The sequence below is a fragment of the Candidatus Schekmanbacteria bacterium genome, from assembly GCA_016219965.1.
Lineage (GTDB): Bacteria > Schekmanbacteria > GWA2-38-11 > GWA2-38-11 > J061 > JACRJM01.
This window is the reverse complement of record JACRJM010000003.1, coordinates 121,266-145,497: the sequence shown is the minus strand read 5'-3', so window position 1 is coordinate 145,497 and position 24,232 is coordinate 121,266. Positions and strand designations below refer to the sequence as shown.

Annotated in this window: 19 protein-coding genes; 5 read left to right on the top strand and 14 right to left on the bottom strand. The window is 37.7% G+C overall.

The window, feature by feature from the left end:
• Nucleotides 1-2: 2 nt before the first annotated feature.
• The 8 genes from HZA77_02890 to HZA77_02855 form a co-directional block, all read right to left on the bottom strand.
• Entirely contained in the window at nucleotides 3-527 is a 525-nt protein-coding gene (locus HZA77_02890; GenBank protein MBI5374352.1) for a chemotaxis protein CheD, read from the bottom strand.
• 22 nt (nucleotides 528-549) lie between these two features.
• Complete coding sequence (locus HZA77_02885; GenBank protein ID MBI5374351.1) at nucleotides 550-1,401, bottom strand: protein-glutamate O-methyltransferase; 852 nt, start codon at nucleotides 1,399-1,401, stop codon at nucleotides 550-552.
• A gap of 62 nt (nucleotides 1,402-1,463) precedes the next feature.
• Nucleotides 1,464-3,947 carry a HAMP domain-containing protein gene (locus HZA77_02880; GenBank protein MBI5374350.1) on the bottom strand — a complete coding sequence of 828 codons (2,484 nt, stop codon included), beginning with the start codon at nucleotides 3,945-3,947 and terminating at the stop codon, nucleotides 1,464-1,466.
• Between the two features lie 70 nt (nucleotides 3,948-4,017).
• Nucleotides 4,018-4,530 carry a purine-binding chemotaxis protein CheW gene (locus HZA77_02875; GenBank protein ID MBI5374349.1) on the bottom strand — a complete coding sequence of 171 codons (513 nt, stop codon included), beginning with the start codon at nucleotides 4,528-4,530 and terminating at the stop codon, nucleotides 4,018-4,020.
• A 40-nt stretch (nucleotides 4,531-4,570) separates the two neighbouring features.
• On the bottom strand, nucleotides 4,571-7,318 hold the full coding sequence (locus HZA77_02870) for an Hpt domain-containing protein (GenBank protein MBI5374348.1): 2,748 nt from the start codon (nucleotides 7,316-7,318) through the stop codon (nucleotides 4,571-4,573).
• 4 nt (nucleotides 7,319-7,322) lie between these two features.
• Nucleotides 7,323-8,336, bottom strand: coding sequence for a hypothetical protein (locus tag HZA77_02865; GenBank protein ID MBI5374347.1), 1,014 nt, complete (start codon nucleotides 8,334-8,336; stop codon nucleotides 7,323-7,325).
• A gap of 25 nt (nucleotides 8,337-8,361) precedes the next feature.
• Nucleotides 8,362-8,841 carry a chemotaxis protein CheX gene (locus HZA77_02860; GenBank protein ID MBI5374346.1) on the bottom strand — a complete coding sequence of 160 codons (480 nt, stop codon included), beginning with the start codon at nucleotides 8,839-8,841 and terminating at the stop codon, nucleotides 8,362-8,364.
• A 44-nt stretch (nucleotides 8,842-8,885) separates the two neighbouring features.
• Nucleotides 8,886-9,260, bottom strand: coding sequence for a response regulator (locus HZA77_02855; protein MBI5374345.1), 375 nt, complete (start codon nucleotides 9,258-9,260; stop codon nucleotides 8,886-8,888).
• A gap of 398 nt (nucleotides 9,261-9,658) precedes the next feature.
• Between HZA77_02855 and HZA77_02850 the strand changes: the two genes are divergently transcribed.
• The 3 genes from HZA77_02850 (at nucleotide 9,659) to HZA77_02840 (ending at nucleotide 12,270) form a co-directional block, all read left to right on the top strand.
• The gene (locus HZA77_02850; GenBank protein ID MBI5374344.1) at nucleotides 9,659-11,284 is read left to right on the top strand and encodes a glycosyltransferase family 39 protein; all 1,626 of its coding nucleotides are present in this window, start codon (nucleotides 9,659-9,661) and stop codon (nucleotides 11,282-11,284) included.
• Between the two features lie 91 nt (nucleotides 11,285-11,375).
• Nucleotides 11,376-11,894 carry a tetratricopeptide repeat protein gene (locus HZA77_02845; GenBank protein ID MBI5374343.1) on the top strand — a complete coding sequence of 173 codons (519 nt, stop codon included), beginning with the start codon at nucleotides 11,376-11,378 and terminating at the stop codon, nucleotides 11,892-11,894.
• The gene (locus HZA77_02840) at nucleotides 11,884-12,270 is read left to right on the top strand and encodes a VanZ family protein (GenBank protein ID MBI5374342.1); all 387 of its coding nucleotides are present in this window, start codon (nucleotides 11,884-11,886) and stop codon (nucleotides 12,268-12,270) included. Before HZA77_02845 ends, HZA77_02840 begins: the two co-directional genes overlap by 11 nt.
• Before the next feature lie 33 nt (nucleotides 12,271-12,303).
• Here the strand turns inward: HZA77_02840 and HZA77_02835 are convergent, their stop codons facing one another.
• The 4 genes from HZA77_02835 to HZA77_02820 are packed head-to-tail and all read right to left on the bottom strand — an operon-like array spanning nucleotide 12,304 to nucleotide 16,595.
• Nucleotides 12,304-13,179, bottom strand: a complete 876-nt coding sequence (locus HZA77_02835) for an NmrA family NAD(P)-binding protein (protein MBI5374341.1) — start codon at nucleotides 13,177-13,179, stop codon at nucleotides 12,304-12,306.
• Nucleotides 13,180-13,203: 24 nt separating this feature from the next.
• Complete coding sequence (locus HZA77_02830) at nucleotides 13,204-14,445, bottom strand: Coenzyme F420 hydrogenase/dehydrogenase, beta subunit C-terminal domain (protein ID MBI5374340.1); 1,242 nt, start codon at nucleotides 14,443-14,445, stop codon at nucleotides 13,204-13,206.
• Between the two features lie 52 nt (nucleotides 14,446-14,497).
• Nucleotides 14,498-14,731, bottom strand: a complete 234-nt coding sequence (locus HZA77_02825; protein ID MBI5374339.1) for a MoaD/ThiS family protein — start codon at nucleotides 14,729-14,731, stop codon at nucleotides 14,498-14,500.
• A 34-nt stretch (nucleotides 14,732-14,765) separates the two neighbouring features.
• The gene (locus HZA77_02820; protein ID MBI5374338.1) at nucleotides 14,766-16,595 is read right to left on the bottom strand and encodes an aldehyde ferredoxin oxidoreductase family protein; all 1,830 of its coding nucleotides are present in this window, start codon (nucleotides 16,593-16,595) and stop codon (nucleotides 14,766-14,768) included.
• A 200-nt stretch (nucleotides 16,596-16,795) separates the two neighbouring features.
• On the opposite strand from HZA77_02820, the gene HZA77_02815 reads away from it, so the two are divergent.
• Complete coding sequence (locus HZA77_02815) at nucleotides 16,796-17,368, top strand: TetR/AcrR family transcriptional regulator (protein ID MBI5374337.1); 573 nt, start codon at nucleotides 16,796-16,798, stop codon at nucleotides 17,366-17,368.
• A 12-nt stretch (nucleotides 17,369-17,380) separates the two neighbouring features.
• On the opposite strand, the gene HZA77_02810 is transcribed toward HZA77_02815, so the two are convergent.
• A complete protein-coding gene (locus tag HZA77_02810) occupies nucleotides 17,381-18,673 on the bottom strand; it encodes an NAD(P)/FAD-dependent oxidoreductase (GenBank protein MBI5374336.1) in 1,293 nt (430 codons plus the stop codon).
• Nucleotides 18,674-18,825: 152 nt separating this feature from the next.
• On the opposite strand from HZA77_02810, the gene HZA77_02805 reads away from it, so the two are divergent.
• Nucleotides 18,826-21,684 (top strand): GAF domain-containing protein, encoded by a 2,859-nt coding sequence (locus HZA77_02805; protein ID MBI5374335.1) that lies wholly within the window; start codon nucleotides 18,826-18,828, stop codon nucleotides 21,682-21,684.
• 7 nt (nucleotides 21,685-21,691) lie between these two features.
• On the opposite strand, the gene priA is transcribed toward HZA77_02805, so the two are convergent.
• Nucleotides 21,692-24,124 carry a primosomal protein N' gene (priA, locus tag HZA77_02800; GenBank protein MBI5374334.1) on the bottom strand — a complete coding sequence of 811 codons (2,433 nt, stop codon included), beginning with the start codon at nucleotides 24,122-24,124 and terminating at the stop codon, nucleotides 21,692-21,694.
• Nucleotides 24,125-24,232 lie beyond the last annotated feature (108 nt).

Below are 24,232 nucleotides of genomic sequence, written 5' to 3'. Positions count from 1 at the left end.
GGTTAATTTCTCCTTCCGACGTTGCAATCTTCGACGTCAATGTTAATTACTTTTGTTTCGCCGCCACTATGTTTCACAACTACTTTGCCCGTCCCTATCTCAAGAGACATGGTACGAGCAACTGTTCCACCGACGTCATATGCTTTAAGCAGCGCTCCATTATGCCAGAGAAGTTTTCTTAATGTTATAAAGTTCCTGTTGCCAATCTGAAAATGATCATTCCCGGATACGCTTAATGGACTTGCGCCTCCGGCAACTGTCACGACAAGTCTTTCTTTGCGCGCTCCAAACTTGTAACAATCATTAAAAAGTTTGGGCACTCCTGTATCTACAAACATGCAGGGATTCTGTGCTGCCTTTTGTATGTCTATTGAAGAAGTAGGTAGCATGATATGAAGCATAGCACCTACGCAGGCCACAGGGTCATGAATTGTAATTCCAAGACAACTTCCAAGAGCATAGGTAATTATAATGTCAGAATGTTGAGTCGAAATCTTCATATCAGCAATGCCAACAGTATATATCACTACAAAACCTCATATCTTTATTTTAATTGGATTTAATATAAACCGCTGGCTGAACATAACCAAATTGATGCGAAAGTCCTGTGAGGCTTTCAGAATGTCCTACAAAAAGATATCCTCCGGGAACTAAGTAATCCCAAAAACGGTTAATCAGTTTTTCTCTGGTAGGTCTGTCAAAATAAATCATAACATTCCTGCAAAATATGACATCAAACTTTCCTGCCATGGGCCACTGTTCCATGAGATTTAGCTGTGCAAAATAAACTGTTTTCATTATGTTCTCATTTACACGGAAAGACTGATGCGAGTTAGATCCAACGCTGGTGAAATATTTTCTTAAATATGCCTGAGGAAGATCATTGAAGGCTTCTTTTTCATAAACTGCTGAATTTGCTTTTTCGAGAACCCTTGAGGATATATCTGTAGCAAGAATTTTTACATCAATTTTATCAATATCAGGTATTTCTTCCCTTAAAAGAATGGAAAGAGTGTATGGTTCTTCTCCGGACGAACACCCTGCACTCCAGAACCTGATTTTTGAATGATCAAGTTTTGGAATGACTTTTTGTTTAAGAAGGTCAAAGTGCTGAGATTCCCGGAAAAAATATGTTTTATTGGTAGTCAATATATCTACCATATAATTTAATTCTTTTTTTGAAGGCTCTTTTTCAATAAAAGTAAGATAATTCTCAAAGCTATTTATATTCAAAGCCCTGAGGCGCTTAGAAAGGCGCGATTTTACCAGTTCTTCCTTCCCTTCGTGCAGATCTATTCCGCATACACTGTATACGATCCTGCAAATTTTTTTAAACTCGGCTTCTTTGAGATGAAAAGTTGCAATACTGTGTGCAGTTTCGTTTGCGGAAATATTGCTCATTTTTTTCCTCCAAAAGTCCCCAGAAAAATATTCCAGTCAAAATAGTTACACAGCGTTAAGCATTAAAAAGACTGCAAGAAAGCTTTTTCCATATCATTACGCATGGGAACTATTTTTCCTAAACCATCTGATTCCATCTCTCCCTGTTGAGAAACAGTACTTGAATTGGGAGATTTTAATTTCTGCTCAATATCATTAAGCAGAGAAATTACATGTTCAGAGATTGGCATCATTTTATCAAAAGCCTGTTCAGCAAGCTGAATATCTCCTGAATCTCTATGCTGTTTAACAGTCTTTATCTTTGAATGAAAATCCTCATGTATTTTTTCAAGCTGCTGGAACTGGGCAATGTTTCCATATTTTTTAATGCCTTCCGCATAGATCCATTTTCCAAGGTCACAGTCCTTATGTGAGACAATCTGTTGCTCAGTAAGCGATTCCTTGCCGTCTAAAAAAGACCTGAGTCTTGTAATCCAGAGTCTGTGCTTGGTTCTTGCTGAAGAAAAGTCAACAGATGAGCTGGCAGAGCTTCCTGTTTTTCGGTGTTCCGGCATTGCGCTTACAGTTCTTGTCCCTGTTGTGCGTAGTCTTCTACTATTATTTTCCATATCAGTACTATCGTTGTTGCTAAACTTTCCAAGTTTAAAGCTATTAACTAAATTTTTCATTTCAGATGCCTGTCCGGAAAGTTCCTGTGCTGCACTTGCAGATTCCTCTGAATATGACGCATTATGCTGGGTAACCTGGTTTAACTGCTCCACAGCAGTGTTTAGCTGCTCTATCCCCTGACTTTGCTGCTCTGATGCGACAGATATCTCAGACATAACCTCACTGACTTTAGTCACGTTCCCATTTATTTCTTCTAAATTGGCTAAAACTTCCTTATTGATCACAACGCCATCTTCAGACTTTTTCACTGAACCCTCAATCATGGCAGCAGTGTTTTTCGCAGCTTCAGCGCTTCTCATTGCAAGATTTCTTACTTCTTCAGCAACTACGGCAAATCCTTTTCCTGCATCTCCAGCTCTGGCAGCCTCAACTGCAGCATTTAGGGCAAGAAGATTTGTCTGAAATGCTATCTCATCAATGGTTTTTACAATCTTTGCAGTTTCGTCTGAAGATGCCTTAATCTTGTTAATGGCATCGGAGAGTCGCTTCATGCTTTCTACACCCTTATTGGCACTGGACTTGGCTGCACTAGAAAGGGCTTCTGCCTCTTTGGAATTTTCCCTGTTTTGTCTTGTCATTGATGCTATCTCATGCAAACTACTCGATATCTCCTGAAGCGAACCAGCCTGTTCAGACGCACTCTGAGCCAGCGACTGGCTTCCGCTTCCTATCTCTGAAGATGCGGATGAAACCTGGTCTGCTCCTACAGCAACCTGTTCAAGCCCGTTGCTTAGATTGAAAACAGCTCTGTTCAGAGAATTTTTGATCTTAGCATGGTCACCTTTATAGTCTCCGGTTATCTGCGCCGTAAGATCCTTTTCTGCTATTCGCTCCAGAACATTGGAGGCGTCGTTCACAGGCTCGATTACCGCATCAAGCATTTCATTTGTGCTCTTTATTAATTTGCGATAACCTCCTTCAAACTTAGATGGATCACCGCGTTTTTGAAGTTCTCCATCCTTAGCCCATTGGATCATCTGATCAATTTCTGTAACAAGATTATTCATGGTTATCTGTAATTGCTGAAAGGATTTATTTAATTCATCCTTGTCACTTTTCATCTCAATATCAATCTTCAGTTTCCCCTTGCTTAACTGATCTGCTGCATCGCTCACTTTCTTGATGTAATCGATGAGTTCACGGAAAGAATTTGCAAGAGCTCCTACCTCATCATCAGAATGAAAATCTACTGACTGATTTAAGTCACCTTTTGAAATTAAGCTGGCGGCCCTGGAAATATTGACAATAGGATTTACAGACTTCCTGATAATAAAAATTATTGTAGCGAGGAGAAGCATAACGGCAATCGCATAAGAAAGAACGGTCTTTGTTGTGCTCGCCTCAAGATCTTTGAAATTATCTATAGCCCATGTATCAAGCCCAAGGTAGCCGATTGTTTCCCCTTCCTTAAACTCTGCGTGACACTCGATGCACCCTTTTTCAGTCGAAATTGCGCTTAATCCCATTACATAAGGATTACCGTCAGAAGTTTTCATTAGTTCAAAAAAATTCTGCCTTGTCCCTTTAATCTTTTCAATCGCTGACTGTCCTTCAGTTTTCCCAACCAGTGTTTTATCTGAAGATTTGAAAACTTTGCCTGAGGATGAAAGTATGTAGGCCCTTTTTATTTTTTTTATCTGGCCTGTCTTGTTTAACACATCGTCAATTCCTTCCATATCAGCCTTCATCATTCCCTGATGTAGGGATGAATCTAAAACTGACGTCATGTTAGAGGACTCTTCGATTAAGTCGTTCATAAACATACTTTCCTTGTCCTTAATCTGGAAATAACCGGTTGTCGCGAGCACTATGGTCAAAACGCTGGCAACGAGAGTACAAATTTTAATAGACAGACTTGATTTGATTCTATTCAACATAACTATTCCCCTCCATTTTATTCATTTTTATTCATTGCCAAAATTATTCTTTATAGATGTTTCGATGTATTTATGCTGAAGCTGCCTTGCTTGAAAGTACATTATCTATATCAAGCAAAAGTTTGACTCCTCCCCTGATGTTACAGATGCCTAAAAGGTAATCAATATTTGTTCTTATTCCAAAAGATGGCACATCCTCAATTTGAGAGGGTGAAATATCTAGAACCTCTGATACTTTGTCTACGATGACACCAACTTGTAAGTTTTCCGACTGGGTAACTATTATGCATGTTTCTTCTGTATATTCAGCTTCACTCATTTCAAACTTGAGCCTTAAGTCAATTACCGGAATTATCTTCCCACGAAGATTAATTACACCCTTGATAAAATTTGAAGTGTATGGAATTGAAGTTATGGGTAATACACCAATGATCTCGTGGACACTAACAATGTCTATTCCGTATTCTTCTGTTCCAAGAAAAAAGCTGAGAAATTTCTTTGTTTCGCCAGACTTGCCAGCAGCCTTTTCGGAATTAAATCCCTTATCTCGGTTTTCATTTATCCCTTCATTTCCACCTAACATGTTTCTTTCCCTCTTTAAATTTTGTCATTTTAAAAAGTATCTATGCTGCATATCTGCAATCACTTGCAGTACTATTTTGTTTTGCCGCCGCAATAAGATCTGATGAGTCAAGAATTAATCCGACATGTCCATCTCCCAGGATTGCGCCACCAGATACTCCGGGGATCTGTCCTAACCAGTTACCCAGCGGTTTTGCCACAACCTGATGCTGACCCAATAATTCATCAACAAGAAGTGCATTCTGTTGATTTCCGTCATCTATGATAACAAGCAATGCTTCTAAAGGATTTTCAACTGCGCCTTTAATCCCAAACAGACTGTGCAATCGGAATATTGGAACAGGATTGTCGCGAAGCATTACAATTTCTCCTTTTTCACCAACCGTAAAAAGGAGTTTGGCATCAGGTCTAAAACTCATGGAAATATTCACTGTAGGAATGAGATAGCGTTCGCTTCCTACTTTAACAAGCATACCGTCAGTTATTGCCATTGTGAGCGGCAGATACATGGAAAAAGTACTTCCCTTGCCTGCAACTGATGTCAGATTAATCTTTCCCCTTAATGACTCTACTCCTCGCTTAACTACATCCATCCCAACTCCTCTGCCCGAAATATCCGTTACTTTATCTGCTGTAGAAAAGCCTGGTTCAAATATAAGGTTAAACACCTCGCTGTCAGACAGATTTTTCCCCGGGTCAATAAGACCGGCAGCAACAGCTTTTTTAATTACCTTTTCCCTGTCAATTCCTTTGCCGTCATCCTTAATTTCAATCACAACATTTCCGCCTGAATGGTATGCTGAGAGAGAAATAGTCCCTTCTTTTGCTTTCCCATTCTTTTCCCTGATTTCCGGCAACTCAACACCATGGTCCGCAGCATTGCGAAGCATATGTACAAGAGGATCGTTAATGACATCAACCATATTCCTGTCTATCTCGGTATCATCACCCTGTGTAATGAAATTGACAATCTTTCCGCTCTTACGTGAAAGATCCCTTATGAGTCGTGTCATTTTCTGGAAAGTGGGTTTAAGAGGCACCATTCTCATTGACATAGTTAGATCCTGCAACTCTCTTACTATTTTTCCTGTATGAGAAATTTTCTTTGACAACTCATGATAGCCATTGCCTGCTACACTTATATCCTGCGAAACCATAGACTGAGATATTACAAGCTCACCCACCATATCTATGAGACGGTCAAGACGGTCTGTCCTGACTCGTACAGATGTATCCGAAATGTTGCTGTCACCAGCAGCAGTAGATTGTTGTTTACGTATGGCACCTGCAACATCCTGAAGGGATGCAGCGCCATTTTTTACCAATTTTACTCCTATTGGTTCTTCGCTCTTAGATGACGCAGCCTTTTCGACTTCATTCCGGTCAGCCTTTCCATCAGCAACAAGAATATCTCCGAGCCTTGGAGTGACAATCTCTGGCATAGAATTCTTTGCAGTGACAGATTCAGGGTTCATTAAATCATGAATTAATTCAGTGTAGCCTGAAGGTTTACTTGCAGTTTCTCCTCCTAAGACAGTCTGTAGGGATTGTATTAATTCCTTGAACATATCTATCGAACGCAGTGCCAGATCTGCATATCCGGGAGTATAGGAGATTTTGCGGTCACGGATACGACTGAGAAGTGATTCAGCGTGATGAGCAAATTCTGCCATAGGTTTTATGCCAATAAAACCGGCAGTTCCCTTCATTGTATGAAAAGCTCGAAAGCATGTGTTAACTGCTTCCATGTCGTCAGGTTGAGTTTCAAGAGAAAGAAGAGCGGCCTCAGCACCAGCTATATTATCATTGCTTTCTGTTATAAATTCACCAATCAGGCTAATATCAGAGTCCTCTGGAAGATGAATAAACTCTTCCTCTTCCCTATTAACTAAAGAGTTAACATTGAATTCATCACAAGTGGCCTCCTGGGGTTGTTTAATCTCAGCAGAATCAGATTTATTTACATCTGATGGTTTAGTGACATCCTTAGTAATGATAGGATTTTTAACATCTTCTATTTTTTGTAGAAATGTTTCAATTTCATAGTGACAATTAAGCGGTTGCTTATCGCGAACCGCAGCACCAATATCACCGAGCATACCCTTGAGAATGTCAATTGCTTCAAGAACAATATCTGTAATCTCTTCAGTATAGTTCATTTTTTTGCTTCTGAGCTTGTCAAGGAGTCCCTCACACTTATGAGATAAATTGTTCATCACTTTAAGATTTAAAAAACCGGAATTTCCCTTAATGGAATGAAAACAACGGAACATACTGTTGATTATCTCTGCATCAGCACTGTTGTTCTCAAGTTCCAATATTCCTTTTTCTATCTGTTGGATATGTTCAAGACTCTCTGTAACAAAATCTCCATAAATTTCTCTTTCGTCATCAGGTATATTAAGCATCTCTTCATCCTTTTTTTGATGTTCTGGAACGGCAAAATGTGGCTCTCCAGATGATTGAGTGTTCTTTTTAGATATATCGCTGTCTGACCGGTGTGGAGTTGAGAGAATCAGATTCTGAAGACTTATTAATAGTTCTGAAATTCTTTTTGTCGGATCACCTATATTTTTATTACTCTTACATTCTGAAGCTTTCTGAATAACTGCGTTAATCTCATTGCATATATTTGACAGCTCAGGGGTAGTGCCTGCATTGAGTAACTCTAGAAGTTCTATTATTTCTGCTTTAACTTGCGGAATAGAAAAAAAATTGCCGTTTTCAGAAATCAAAGATATTGAAAGCTGATTAACAATCTCATTTATTTTTTCTATATTTAATGCCATAACCTCACCCTATATTCGCTTGTACTTTCTGCATAATTGTTTTTGTAGAAGCGGGCTTTACTATGATGTCACAAATTCCGGTAGATATAGCCTGGAGCAAAAGATCTTTTGTTATATTTTTTGAACTGAGAATTATTGATTTTTTTTTACTGCTTTTTAACGCTATAAGCTGTTTACATATGTCTATCCCACTGTTTGGATCATCATAGGAGTCGACGAAAATCAGATCTGCTTCTTTAATTTCTGGGTTTTCCTCAAGAGCAGAGTTAAGCTTACAGGTAATAAAGCTTGCCGAAAACTTATCTGCAACCATATTATAAAGTGCTTCTTCCTTGCTATCAATTTGCTGGCAAAGGAGGATTATCTTTCTTAATTTAGCAGATTCACTTTCATTATCTTTTTCTTGAGTGTCGCCACTGAGAGGTATCCCAACCATCAGGGAAGCAAAGTTTACCGGGAACATTACATAAATAAATCCTATTTCCTTCCCCTCAGAGGAAAAAGAGAATTTAGGGATAATTACAGTTTCTTCTTCATCAAGAGGTATTTTATTGTCTTCTCCCTGCATCTCTTCAGTCAAAAAATGCCTGGTTTTAATAAAATGTAGTTTTTTCTTGGCAATAGGCTTGAGGACAAAATTCAATTTTCCAGCTAATTGATTGCCAACTTCTGAAACAGCATCAATATCATTTTCATCAAATTGGCCGCTTTTTTCTTTTTCATCTGCCATTGATTCAGCAAGGCCATTCATAATTGCTGAAACCCAGCAAGCTTCTTTGTGGTCGAGACAGATAAAGATATCTCCCTTTATTTCTTCATTAGTATTAAGATCTATAAGGAAGCTTTTTTTACCTTTTCGTGGATCGAGGAATTCCTTGGCGGTTGTAACTGACACACCTGCTAGAAAACAACTGACAAGCTTTCCAAACAATGCATTGAAAATAGTAACTATTTCATTCTCAACAGAGTCAAGGATTTCATCAATAGTTTCTTTTATTTTCTCAACAGGATTGGCCATGTCACTTTTCACATGTTTTGTTTATCTAATCGTGAGACCCATTACTTGATAACAACTCAATAAAAAAAGTTTCTTTTCCCGAGGTAAATTCCATAATCCCCTGGCGTGCTTTAGTCTTAAGTTCGATCACATATTCTCCCCATTCCAAAACTTTAGGAGAAGAAAGAGAAAAGCTATGACCTAAATTCGAAATCTTGTTTTTAACATTTCCTGCAATTACATTTGTAACTTCACCTATTGCGTCTTTTATATCCATATCTGCTATGTCATTTGCCATATCTTCCCCTAAAAGAGCGCATGTCACCTGTTTCGCAAGTTTATCAGAGCAATGAAAAACGATAGAGCCTTTTAACGTACCGTCGAGCATGATCATTGAACACATGTGGACATTTTCTATAGCTTTTGAAATGGGTTCATCATTCCTTATGTGTTCTACATCTAAAAAAGCCATTTTTTTAAGCACCTCAACTGCAGTTTCTGACATAAGCGATATAATTGATTCCATATATTATGCGCTTTCTTTTAAGGGTTTCATCGGCAGCGTGAATTTTACCACCTCTTGCATAAATGTTTTACCTTGGCGACGAAATCTTCTGGAGTAAATGGCTTGATTATGAATCCTTTGGCGCCGTTTTCCACAGCCTTGTTTACGATGTCTATTCCTCCTTCAGTCGTGACCATAATAATGTCACTCTCAGGTGCGATTTTTTCAGCGTTTACCTTCTCTACAAATTCTAACCCATTCATGTTTGGCATATTAACGTCACAGAGAATCAAATCGCTTGTGTAAGATTTCAGTTTTTCCAATGCATCCAGTCCATCAGATGCTTCAACTATTTCCTCTATTTCAAAACCGGTTTGTCTGATTGTTCGTGTTACTATTTTTCGCATAACCGATGAATCGTCTACTATCATAATCTTCATGGTTACATGGCCTCCTGTTCATAGTTGTTAAAAAAATCTTTATTGATTACGCAATTACTATGCCAGAGAGAATCAGTTTTTTAGCAACGAGATAAATAAAATTTGAATAGCAATCTTTAACTTACTGATTTACTAAGATATATTGTGGAAAGATATAAAATATATTGACAGCCAGACCTTCTTCCATTCGTTGGATAACAAATTGTTAATAGGAACATATTGATAGTTTGCGGCAATTTTTTACGGGTATCTTTTGACAACAACGTCAATGTCATGACGAAAAACTTTTTAAGTTAATTTACATTGACGGTAATAATATTTTATCTTAGATTTCGCAGAATCTTAAATAACCTTTACTTCTAAAATTAACAATTAATCGCTTAGCGAAAAAAAGATAAATGACGTCTTCACAAAAAAAACTTTTCCTATCAGGGACAATATTATTTGCCATATTTCTCCTTTTTTTTGGATTGTCATCCCGTGACTTATGGGACCCTGATGAAGCGAGATATGCGGAGATAGCTAGGGAAATGATTGAATCAGGGGATTACATATCTCCGCATCTAAACTATGAAGCATATAATAAAAAACCTCCTCTTTATTTCTGGCTTTCTGCAATTGCCTTTAATTTAACTGGAATGGCTGATTATGCTCCACGTTATGTTACGACACTATTTGGAGCCGGATTACTATATCTTGTATTCGCACTTGGAAAAAATTTTTTCTGTTTTGAAACTGGATTACTTTCCCTTATCATCCTTCTTACCAGTATAGAGTTTATTGCGCTTTCTCACTCAATAGTAACAGACATGACTCTTGCTTTTTTTATTACCCTTTCTGTTTTTTCATTTATTAATACAACTGGGAAATATTCTCCATATAGTAAAATACATCGGGTAATATTATTTATCTCACTTGGATTAGGGTTTATGTCAAAGGGACCTCTGGGAATTATTGTCCCTGGAATTATAATTTTTTTTTATATACTGATTTTCAAAGAATTCGAATCAATAAAAGTTTTTTTTAAACCAACAGGGATACTGATTACACTGTTAGTAATCCTGCCGTGGTACGTAGCTTCTTCAATTAAAACTCCGGGTTTTTTGTATGAAAATATAGTTTATGAAAATATCATGAGGTATTTTACAGATGTCCATGAAAGAAGCGGTAGCATTGTTTACTATATACCGGTAATTATCGGTGGTTTTTTCCCATGGATTTTTTTTCTGCCTTTTCAGGCAACAAAAAGTATAAGTAATCAGACCGAAGACTCAAGGCAACTTAAATTTCTCATTGCATGGGCTTGTGCTATATTTGTCTTCTATTCTCTTTCAAAGTCAAAGCTGCCAAACTATATACTTCCCATTTATCCACCTCTTGCTATGATAGCCGGGAAGTGCTGGAAAGATTGTTTTCAGCGCAGAGAAGATAAAGGAATAACCTTGGGAATATATGCCATTTTTGCATTGTTTCTAAGTTTTGATATATCTGCTTTGATAATCCTTAAATTTTTTCCTAATATAGTAGTAATTGTTTTAGACGCAATAGGTTTAACCGCTTTGATATGGACATTGATAAGTCTCAATATCTGGTTTATTGTTTTAGTTTTTCTGACATACAAGAATAAAAAAGTGGCTATATTTTATATGCAGGTTTTTCTCGTGGTATTTATTTTTCTAGGAGCTGTTATAAATGTTGATGCTTTTGAAAAATTCAAATCTAACAAGAAATTAGCTCTTACACTTAAAAGTTCTGCTATTGGGAAAAGTGAAATAGTTTTTTTTAAGTTTTTTAAACCCTCATTCGTATTTTACTCGCAACGCAGGATATTAAGGATTGATCACAAATTTCAGCTTACATACAGGCTATATCATACAAATAATAATTATGATGAATATTATATCTTCAGAAAAAAGGACTTTGATAGAGATCTTGATGAGTTGATACAGTCTAAACTTGTTAAAGTAGGAGAAAACAGGGAATGTGTAATAATGAGGAGGAGGGAACCTGGAAAAAAAACTTAGCAATGTAAAACTGATTATTATGGGATTCCTGCTCGCTCAGCTGCTCAGCTCTTGGAATGTATATGCTGCTGATGAAACATTAGCTAATGCAATGATTCTGAAACAAAGGGGAGATTGGGATAATGCAAGCAGAATTCTTTTACAGTTAACAAGATTTAATCCATCCTGTGCTGAATGTTATTTTCACCTTGGGGAAATAGAAGAAAGTAAACTTGATTTTACGAAAGCTGTAACCTATTACACAAAAGCAGCTATATACGACCCAGTCTATTATTTCAATCTCGGCTTGAATTATCAGACTGTTGGAAATTTAAAGGCATCAATCAATGCGTTCCAAAATTATCATCAATCTTTTCCAATGTCTTTAGAAGGTATGATTGCCTTGGGTATATCATATAGAAAATCTGGGGATATAATCAAAGGTGAAGAAATATTTAAATCAGTACTCTATCTGTCTCCGGACAACCCAGCTGCTCATTTTAATCTCTCGCTTATTTATATTGAAAGTGGCAGGAAAAACGAGGCTCTCTTTCATATTGAAACTTACAGAAGGATCACTGGGACAAAGTGGATGCCATACAATATAAAGAAAGTCTTTAATGAAAAATAAATTTTGGAATTTTATAAGGCTTTGGGGTCCGGTGATAATCTGGTACGAAGTAATTTTCTTTCTTTCAAATCAGCCCAGCCTGAAATCAGATCTTCCTTACGATTTTATACTGCGCAAGGGAGCTCATATGATAGAATTTGCAATTCTTTCTTTCCTCATTTTTAATGCGATTTACAAATCTCAACAACCTGAAAAGAGAAAAAATAACAGCATTAGTCACACCATTTGTTTTTCATTTATAATCTCTCTACTGTTAGCAACAAGCGATGAAATTCATCAACTCTTCATAAAAGGCAGGCAGGGAAACTATCATGATGTCATTATAGATTCTATAGGGATGATGATCACTGCAGTTATCCTAAAAATCCGATACTGATTCATTAGCCAATCTTTTTATTAAAACAATAAATCATATTTTTGACCAGTCAAAGTTCCTTATATAATCGCGTAACGATGTAAAATTTATTTTAAATGCTTCTTTGACTGCCGTTACATCGCAGATACTGTCAGTTTCAAGTCTTTTTAAGAAATCTCTTGAAATTACTTTGTCAAAAGTCAAAGCTGCAAAAAATCTCATAAGACCCATCGGGATATGTCGGATTTTTATCCTCTTGCTGAAAAATTCAGCATAGTATTCTATTAACTCATTCAGAGTCATAACTTCCGGTCCGCCGATAACAAATATCTTATTTTTTGCAGCAGGGGTTTTAGATGACATGACAAGACACATGGCTAGGTCGTCAATGCTTATTGGCTGAATTTTCATATTGCCGCTTCCTATAAGAGTAAATGAATTACTATCCTTGCATTTCTTCCCGAAATAATGGATGAAATCTGTAAAAAAACCTGAAGGCCTGAAAATTGTATAATCCATCCCGTTTTTTTTAAGTTCTTCCTCCATAAGCCATTTTGCCTTGTGTACTTTCCGCGGTGCATCTTCGCGCGTTTGCAGCGCGCTTACATAAGCAAAATGCCTGACGCCGGTTTTTAGTGCAGCCTGCAGTAAATTTTTATTTCTTCCATAGTCTACATCCATATGTGATAGAGTTTCAGTCTCCCGTTGAAGCCCGACAACGCTTATTACGGAGTCAACATCTTGGAGAATCTTTTTGATCTCTTCAATATCAGAAAGATCGTTACAGAAGACCGGGATTCCTTCATTTTTATAGACCTCAAGTTTGTCAGCGTTTATATCCAGACATTTGAAATTAGTTCCATATTCTTTTTTTAGAGCGTTATAAACAGCACTTCCCAGCTGTCCCGTAGCACCTGCAAGCAATATCATGGTTATCTCCCTGAGGATTTAGGCTTACTTTAAAATAGGATTTAGAATTCCCCTTTTTTTTCTTTCTGTTGTTGCTATTTTATAGAAGGAATCTCGCCTTACTGCCTGGATTAGTCTTATTCTATTGATTCCCTTTATAGAGCTTCCTTCCTGCTGAGGCATAGGGGAAGTGCCTGGAAGACTTCCTTCAAATTTTCCGGTGTCTAAGAAACCTCCGTAACCAACTGCATCTACCTCAAAAACATTTGCTTCAAGAAGAGCTTCTAAAATCTCACTTTTTTCATTTCCAGCTGCTTTGATAGTAATGAGGCCTTTTTCTTCCATCTCAGAAATAATACTGTCACATTTTTCGCTTCTTACTATAACATCGTTCCAGCCCCATTCTTCGCTGATGCATTTCCCAAAAGTTATATCAGAAAGCTTTGCAGAATATGAAGGATAACAGAGAAAACATCCTAAGTTTGAGTTTGAAAAATCTCCTTCATCTCCAAAATCAACTATTTCTTTTCCGCCATGCATTCTTGCAACAGGTTTTCCTTTCCAGTTAAAAAACTTCTCAATATTTTCTTCTTTGAGACCAACCTTTGCAAGCAGGCGATCTACTCCGTTTCTACCGAAGGAGAAAAAACAGTTCAATCCTATGACGTAGCTTATATTCCCGATTAAATGCTTGCATATTTCCTTGGATTTATCTCCATGTTCTGCAAGCCACTGCGCTTTTCTAATCCCCTCCGTATGGCACGATACTCCGACAAATGCTACTCGATCACCATCAACTGGCAATGAAGCTAAAATGGGATTAACACAGGGTTTTGTGTCTGCGCATTTTATTATATTCTCGCGGGTTCTTGCTATGAATGGGACAGGATGTCCGCAAAAGGAAAGATCATGCTCGCGGTCAGTCAAAAGTGCTGAATCAATATATCCCTTTTCTAAAAGGAAACACAGGAACTCTGTTGTCACTCCACCGCTGTAACATCTTTTCAGTATTTCATTGTTGCAGGTCTTTGCAAGTACTATCCGGTTATAAGGACCCAAAAGTTCTTCTTCAAACTTAGGGAAGTTTACAGTATTGAGATTTTTCTTTATTTCGTTAAAAGGAAGTTCACTCCTAGGGCAGACTTCAAGACAAATTCTGCAATTAGTGCATTTTTCATCAACATAGGGAGAATAATCTCCGCTAAGGGAGATAGCTTTTTCAGGACAAGCGGCAATACATAAACCACATTTCGAACAGGCGTAGGTTTGAACTATTTCTTTAATCATGGGAACTTTCCTTTTAAGTTTTATAATCCTAAATTCTAATTGAATATTTTAGTTATCCGCCTTCTACGGGAGTCATGAACACAACCTCATCATTCTCATTCAGAGGTGTATCTTCACCACTATGTCTTCCATTTACGATTATAATCTTGCCTTCTGTGGGTGGTATGCCAAGATACTTAATAATATCTTCCACAGAAGCACCGGGCTTAAGCTCTATAGTGAAATCCTTCACACCTTCTGGCGCATACTTTGCAAGATATGCAAAAAGATGAACCCTTATCTTCATGTCGTTAATTCCTGTCCAAACTGAGGATTTGGAGTCAGGCTAGCCCCAATTCATTTAGCTTTTCAATAGTGGGAATGCCGTTTTGGTCCCATCCTCTAAGCTTGTAATACTCATCAAGCATTTCATCGAGGTGAACCACGAGCCCCTTGGCTGGTCCTTCAGGCATTGGTTCCTTGACGAGCCGGTCAGGTAGCGAATCATCCTTGCGCGAAAATCCGGCCTTCACCATGAACTGCCTCTCGGCGTTGAAGATACGTTCGCCTGCTTTTTCAACTTCTTCTATTGTGTATCCGGCACCGGTAGCAGCATTCAGGAAATTGCAAAACCCCTCCGGAGTTACCTCAAGTACAGGCAGTACATAATAGCGAATCGCAAAGAAGTAACATACTCCTGTAGAGTCCAGGACTGATGCCATGTCCTGGTGTATCTTCACGAGCCTTGGTTTGCCTTCCCATTTCTGAGGATCGATAACGGTCGGCACTCCGAATACCTCAAAATAGGCTGTCTGGGCGCGCATATGGGATGCACCGATGGGTGAGGTTGCATAGGCAAGTCCCATTCCCTGGATCCCGTTTGGATGGTACCCTGCCAAATCCTGTTTCTTCGACACCATTGCAAGTTCGGGATGACCGTACCTATCTGCCATTCTGTAACTGCCCTGAGCCAGAATATCTCCAAACCCTTCCCTGTATCCTGTCCTCCTGGTAAATTCAACAATTGCTTTAGCATCACCCCATTTCAGCGGCTGTCCAATATCCTTTTCAGTCAGATACCCCCTGTCATAAAGTTCCATAGCGCAGGCAATAGTTGCGCCCATAGAAATAGTATCCATTCCCAGGTCATTGCAGATATAGTTTGCTTTAATCACTGCCGCAAGATTGTCATTAAGGCAATCCGGTCCGAAAGCATAAATCGTTTCGTATTCCGGGCCCTCTCCTTCACCTTCAAATTCAGGATCTTTTACCCTTGTTCCCCTGCCGCATCCAATTGGACAATCTGCACAGAATTTTGGTTTTTCAAGGAAATTGTCAACCATTGTCTGGGCGCTAACCTTTTCCCACTTTTCCCATATACCCTGCTGAAAATTCTTAGTAGGAAGAGTTCCAACCTTCTGGTTTGAAGCAACTCCATATGAAGTTCCATACAGTCGAAGCACTGGGGGAGAATCCTTGTTGGCTTCTTTAAATTTATGAAGGACTTCTGCGCGATGCTCCTTGAATTTTACCTCATCATAGATAGGAATATCATTCTCACCTCTTACCACGACGGCTTTCAGGTTCTTTGAACCCATTACGGCTCCCACTCCAGAACGCGCAGCTGCCCTGTCCTTATCATTCATTACAGCGGCAAACAGAACAAGTCTTTCACCGGCTGGCCCGATACAGGCAACCTTAGCATCAGATGTTGTTTCGCGATTTAAAATGTCTGTTGTCTCGTTCACTGTCTTCCCCCAGAGGTGGCTTGCAGGGCGAAGCTCATATTTACCATTATCAACCCAGAGATATACCGGTTGTTCAGCTCGCCCGGTAAATATGAAAGCGTCAAATCCGGATTTCTTCATCTCCTTAGGGAATTTTCCCCCTGAATTTGAGCAAGTTAGAGAACCGGTAAGGGGCGATTTGGTCATTATCATATATCTTGCACCCGTTGGTGCCTTGGTTCCGGTCAGGGGCCCAACAGCCATTATCATCATATTTTCAGGGGAAAAGGGCTCAATACGAGGATCCATTTCTTTGTTCAAGTAATATACTCCAAGCCCGCGGCCGCCAATATAGTCTCTCGCAATTTTCGGATCAAGCTTTTCCTCTGTCAATGTGCCAGTGGTAAGATTTACCCTTAAAATATTTCCTGTCCATCCGTACATTTTATACATCTCCCATTTTAAATCTTTTTATTTGTCCATTCATCATATATACTTTTAGCGATTTGTTTATCAATTAAAAATGAGATGTCAACGAGTATATGCATGTAATAAGCGAGTGAATTAGGTATTATTTGTTAAATTCTTGACTTTGTCTGAATAGCAATTATTATTTGTTCAGAAATTTTAAGCGGATGAACAGGGTGAAGACGAAAAGAGAAAAAATTATTGAAAGTGCAATAAAGCTTTTTGCTGAAAAAGGGTTTCATGAAACAAGAACAGCAGATCTTGCTTCTGAAGCAGGTGTTGGAGAAGGAACTATCTATCATTACTTTGAGAGCAAGGAGATACTTTTTCTTAAGGCTTTTGAAGAAAAAATGCAGAGTTTTATCAAGAAGTTTCTAAATACTTTAAAAAATTGTCGCACCACGGAAGAAAAAATTAAAAAAATTATAGAATTTCATTTTATGGAATTGGAAGCAAACAAATCTCTATTTAAGATAGTGTTCCAAGATCTCCCTGAAAAAGTAGATATACTTATGAGGCCTGAATATGGTGAAACAGGAACACTCTACAAAACAACAAAAGAAATAATCAGGGAAGGGAAGGAATCAGGGATTTTCCGGGAAGACCTGGATGATGAGCTTGTCATAAGAGCCATGTTTGGAATGGTAAGGGAAATATGCAGAAGCCGCCTTATAGGGAATAATTTAAAACCTCTTTCTCAGGTTACTATGTTAACAACTAATCTTTGTCTTAAAATGCTTTCAAAGTGAACACTAATTTAATCATTCATTTATTTGCTTTAGAAACTTGTTGAACTTTTCAGCTATATCAGGTCGTTCAGCTTTTATTTTATTCATTTTCCCAACAAAAATCCCAAGGATAAGTTTACCAATCGTAAAATGATTTACGTAGCCGTCGTATCTTTCCCCTTCTGTTAGAGAAAAGAGATAGTTTATTTCTTCATCACTAAAGGCGCTTAATCCAAAACCTTTGATTATAGGACTAAGAAGAGCTTCATTATTAAATTCAAAAGAAGCTTCCCAGAACTTTTTATATTGCTCAAAGCCGTTTCCCCCTTCAATTTCTGACAATGCTGAATGCGCTGCTCGATATCCGCACATCAAGGCTCCCTGGTTGTCAACCTCCATAAAGGAAGCGCTATCGCCCACAAAAAGTGCTTTACCATATCTCGGATCACTTAAAGGTGAACGCATGATATGTGTTGTACCGTGAACATCAATTATCTTAGCATCAGCAAACCATTCTTTAAATCTGCTATTCTTAAGAAAATTGTCTAATAACCATTTTGCGCTGTAATCAAGTTTACCAAGAAGAGGTAAACCTTGACTAATCTCATATACATCGCTCTCACCATTACCAATAGGCTTTGGAAGCATATATATTGCACCAGTAGGTGAAGCTGATTTTCCCATAAATGTTATCCATGAATTTGGATAAGGTATGTGGGTATTAGCAAGGACATACGATACCACTTTAGAGGTAAAGAAGTGTCTTCTCTCTTTATTTAATCCAAGGTTATTGACAATTGGTGAGTTAACACCATCGCATACAAGCGCTATTTTCCCTTCAATCCAGCTCTGTTTTCCATTATTAGTTATTTTTACTTTTACCCCTTTATCATCCTGTTCAAGATTGCTCGCAACCGTACCTGTAATAATGTCTACTTTTGATGTATCAATATCATTGAATAAATCCTTTTGGAGTTGCGCTTTGTCTATTACTTTTGCGATTGGATATGCCCGCTTGCCAAGCTTCAATGTATTACCCGATGGAGAAATCCTAATACTCTGCCAGAGGTCAGCATAACGTCCCGTATACTTTACGGAGAAATCATTTTTTAGAAAACATATAGTATTATCTCTAAATGCAAGATAATCTCCATGCATTCCCGGCTCAGTAAGGAGCATTGAACAACATGAACGCTTGTATGTTCCAATATCATGTTTTTTCTCAATAAGTACAGCAGAAAGTCCAATCTTTGAAGCTGTCAGCGCTGACATGAGCCCGGAGGGTCCGCCTCCTATGATGATAAGATCTTTTTTAGAGTTCATCATTTATCCTTTATCTCAATGTATTTTCGCTGGAAATCATATTGATAGGAAAATAATAGTCAAGCAGATATATTCCCATCCGAGAAAAAAAGGCCACCTGACCATAAATTCCGGCAAATAAATTATATTTTATAATCAAACTATTAACTGAGATAATGGAAAATAATTGGAAAAAACTAAGGGATTTTTTCTTTAGCTCATATGGAATGACAATCTTCTTTCTTCTTATGTTTTCAATAGCCGCTATTTGCATTTTCTCAAAAGGATATTTCACCATTCAAAAAGCCATAACGATGTTCCTCTTCATCATGCTTAATATCATATTTGTTTTGGTTATGAAAAAAATCTCATCAAGTGAACTAAATGAGGTTTTGGATTCCATTGAAAAAATGAAAAAAGGAGAATGCAGGGAATCAGGATATTCTAAAACTACTGGGGAAAATAAACTGATTATAAAAAAACTTAAGGAATTAAATGAAAATATAATCAGTAAAGAAAATAAAATACTCCAGCAAAACAAAGGCCTTGAATACATAAACGAGTTCCTTGGTTGCATAAATAGATGTACTGATTTGACAGAGATAGTGGGGTACTTAGGAAAATATTTAAACCGCTTAATAAATTATAAAGGTGGAGCGGTTTGGGTATTGAATGATGAAGGGGAAATTGTATCAGACGTATATTGCCTCAATGGCATTGGAATTAGCCCTGAAACCGGAAGTGAAATAAATACTCCAATCGAAAAGACATCTCTGCAACATGTAATATCGAAAGGTACTTTTCTTGTAAGGGACATAAGAGAAGAAGAAAACAAATTGTATCTTGAAGATAGCTTTCTATTTGAGCATGGCGTAAAAAAGATTTTATATATTCCTCTCTGGTTTGAGTCAAAAATCATTGGAGTTTTGACCATTGGATCTGAATATGAAGATGACTTTACAACTGAAGATGTAAGATCAATAGAATTTCTGTGTAAAAATATAAGTATCAGTATCCAGAATTTCAAATTGATGAAATCGCTTAACGATAGCAGGAAACAGATATCATCTATTTTTAAAATAACAAGAATCCTTGCATCAAGTCTCGATGTAAGGGATGTATTCAGTGAACTTTCTTCGGAAATTAAAAATATAGTTGATTTCGAGAGGATGGCGCTAGTCATTCCATCTGAAAAAGAAAAACTCATGCTCAAAGTTCTTGCTGTAGTGACTGAAAATTCATTCAAAATAAACAGTGAACAGTTATTTGATAGAAAAAATACTTCTATGGACGTAGTCATTGAAACCGGGCAACCTTTTTTAAGAAGAGATACAAAAAAAGAACATTTTTTCCTTGAAGATTCTCTGCTCTTAAAAAAAGGAGTGAGATCTTACATTACGTATCCTGTCAGGAGTAAAGGTAAAATAGTTGGTACTATAGACCTGGGGCATAGAACTGCAAATTTTTATACAAACAAAGATCTTGAAAAACTTAAGCCTATTGCTGAACAGATAGGTGTAGCAATAGAAAACTCCATGCTCTTCGAAGAAATAAAAAAATCACGTGAAGAATGGGAAATGACTTTTGATGCGGTAAGTGACCATGTTGCTATCATAAGTTTAAATTCAGTGATTATAAAGGTTAATAAATCATTGGCTGATTTCTTTGGGAAAGACCCTAAAGAAATTATAGGGAAAAAATGCCATGAAGTTTTCCATCAAATTTCAAACTATCATAAATCGTGTCCACAAAGTTTAATGATGGAAAGTAAACAAACTGAAACTGTTGAAATATACAACGAAAAACTTGACAAAAATTTCTTCATTTCCGTATCTCCAATTATAAATGCAGAAGGCGAAACAACTGCCATTCTTCATATTACAAGAGATATCACTGAGGAGAAAAAACTTAAGAATCAGCTTATACAATCAGAAAAAATGGTCTCCATAGGTCAACTTGTTTCAGGGGTTGCTCATGAACTAAATAATCCTCTCGCCGGGATTGTAGGGTATTCACAGCTGCTTCTTAAATCAAACTTGGATAACGTGGTCAAAAAGAAAATAGAAAGAATACTGGATCAGGCACAAAGATCTGCCAAGATAGTAGGCAATCTGCTTACCTTTGCACGTAAAAAGAAACCTGAGAGAGTTTTTACAGATATAAATAATATAATTACAAAGACAGTTGAGTTGCGTGAATACGATTTCAAAGCTAACAATATAAAAGTTAATCTTGAACTTATGAAAAGCCTCCCTATGACGGTAGTAGATCCAATACAGATTCAGCAAGTACTTATTAATCTAATGGTTAATTCTGAACACTCAATAGCAGAGGCAAAACGTCATTCTGGAAATATTATAATAAGTACAGATGTAATACAGGAATCAGGAAAAAACAAAATTAGAATATTAGTTTCAGATAACGGGACTGGAATTTCGAGCGAAATAGCTGGAAGGATGTTCGACCCGTTCTTTACAACCAAAGAAGTAGGGAAAGGAACAGGACTTGGACTTTCAATAAGCTACGGAATAATATCCGAACATGATGGTAAAATATACACAAGGAATGATAAAAAAGAAGGAGCGACTTTCGTGCTGGAACTCCCTATACTGGAAGGAGAAGCCGAATCAAGCGAGGAGACTACCCCATACGAAGTTATAAAAAACAATTCCAAGAGAAAAGTTCTTGTCGTTGATGACGAGGATGATGTGCGTTTATGTGTAAAAGAATACCTTTCACGTAAAAACTATGATGTTGACGAAGCGCATGATGGGAGGGAAGCAATTAAGATGTTGGGGAAAAACCAATATCATTTTGTCATAAGCGATATGAGAATGCCCGGAATAGGAGGGGAAGAATTTTATTCCATAGTCAAGGAAATGTTTCCTCCAATTGCTCAAAGAATTATATTCATGACCGGAGACAGCGTTAACAAAAAAACATTGGAATTTTTGAAAAATAATTCCAACCCCTTTATTCTAAAACCCTTTGAATTCCAGCAGCTTGATTCAGAGCTATACAAACTATCTGCTTAAAAGATCATCAAATTAGATTTACCGGATCAACATCAATAAAAATTCCAATATTTCTCATAGATAATGGGAATTTATTTAGGGCTCTTTTTACTGACTCAACCCCTGAAAGTCTTTCCTGAGATTTTACAATTACCTGCCATCTGTATTTCCCTCTGACTTTCCACCTTAAAGGTTCAGCAGGACCAATTATTAAGACATCTCCTCTTGTTTTTTCAAGCAGAAGAATATTAGAGAATTTTTCTGATAATCTTCTTGTCTCTTCCCTTTCTTTGCCGCTGAAAACTATATTTATCAGATGTGAAAAAGGGGGATATCCAAGTTTTTCCCTGAATTCTATCTCTTTTTCAAAAAAACATTTATAATCATGTTCCTTTAGCGCCTGAAGTACGTAGTGTTCCGGTTTATAGGACTGAATGATGCTTTTGCCAGGAAGCTCTCTTCTACCGCTTCGTCCCGATACTTGAAGCAATGTTTGAAATGCACGCTCATTTGAACGAAAATCAGGGAAGTTAATTTCCTGATCTGCAAGTATTATCCCTGTAAGGGTTACCCGGGGATAGTCATGTCCTTTTGACAACATCTGTGTTCCAAGGAGAATATCGATAGTCCCTGCTTTAAAGGCAGATAAGATATTTGAAAATGAATTTTTCTTTCTTGTGGAGTCTTTATCAAAACGCTGTATCCTTAATTCTGGAAATTTGCTTTTTACCTCTTCCTCAAGCATCTGTACTCCGAGACCAATACCCTTCATGGCATTTTTACCGCAGAAAGAACATGTTGCGGGAACATTGACAGAGTAATTGCAATAATGGCATCTAATCATGTTATCTGGAAGATGATGTACAAGCGAGACAGAACAGTTCGGGCACATTAAAACCATTCCGCACTCGGTGCAGTGAAAAATTCTGTAAAAGCCACGTCTGTTTAAAAAAAGAATTACCTGCTCTCTATTTTCTGCTGCACTACGGATTCTTTCCTCAAGCTCCTCGGAGATAAGGCTCTTTCTTTTTTTTCTCATGTCTATGATTTCAACTGAAGGAAGCTGAGATCCGGTTGCTCTATCCGGAAGATGCAAATAGATATATTCTCCTCTCTGTGCTTTATAAAAAGACTCAACTGATGGCGAAGCAGAACCAAGCACGACAGGACAAGATTCGATTTCACCCCGTTTTATGGCGATATCCCGACCATTGTAACATGGGGATTCCTCCTGCTTATACGAAGGGTCGTGTTCTTCATCCACAACTATAAGCCCCAGGTTTTTAAGAGGTGCAAATACTGCTGACCTTGTTCCTATTGCAATGCTTGCAGCACCTTCGCTCAGCCTATACCACTCATCAAGTCTTTCTCCTGAAGATAATGCACTGTGAAGAACGGCCACTTTCCCGGGAAAACGTGCATGAAACCTGGAAAGAATCTGCGGTGTAAGAGATATCTCTGGAACAAGGACTAGAGCGGTTTTCCCGGAATTTATGACGTTTTCTATTAATCTTATATATATTTCTGTTTTTCCACTTCCCGTAATTCCGTGAAGAAGAAAGACCTTGCTGCAATTGGCAGATATTGCCTCTGTTATAGTTTTTACTGCAGATGTTTGTGCTGGAATAAGTTCATGGGCATTTACATAATCAGGATCATGCTCCATGCGTGGGGAACGAAAAACTCTACGACTTGATATTTCGATTAGCCCCTTTTCTGCCAGTTTTTTCACCGTAGCACTTTGCACTTTGCACCTTTTACAGGCTTCTTTGAGCTCTGTTTCACCATATTCAGTCAACATTTTGATAAATTGAAGCTGTTTTCCGGTGAGTCTGATTCTCTCTTCTTCATTTGTGAAAATGCTGCCGGTACTCTTCAGACGGACTATAGATTCATGCTTTTCCGAGATTTTAGGATGCGAGAACCGTGAGCTTGTTATTATAAGATTTTTTGCTTTAAGTCTTGCTACAAGCGGATATATGTCCTTAATATTGAGTTTGCTATTCAATGCAGCTACAGTTGTCTTCCCATCAGCCTTAAGCGTTGAAAGTAGATATTTCTCATTAGTGGAGAGAGTAGATTTGTTATCTTGCCCTTCGGGGTTTATGCAAACTTCCATGCGGGAAACTATATTAGTACCTGCCGGATAAGCGCACTTGTATACAAAACCAGGAGGTGCAATGTAATAATCAGAAACCCAGCGGCACAGAGCAATAAGATTGTTATTTACTATCGGTAACTCATCTATGACAGAAGAAACAGCTTTGATATGGTCCAGATTAAACTCTTTGACAGCTGCCTCATTATCAGCAAAGCTAACCACATATCCGGTAAGCTCCCTCTTCCCGAAAGGAACCATGACACGGCTCCCTTCTCCTATTTTAGCTTTCAAATCATCCGGTACAATATATGTATAAAGATGCCTTACCGGGAAATCCACTGCTACATTGACTAATTTCAATTGTGATGTCATTTTTAAATAAGGTGAAATTTAAACCAACATAGGAGCACTCAAATTGAAAGTCAAGGATGAGGAATAGTGTTTTTAAATATCCTTGACATGCTGTGT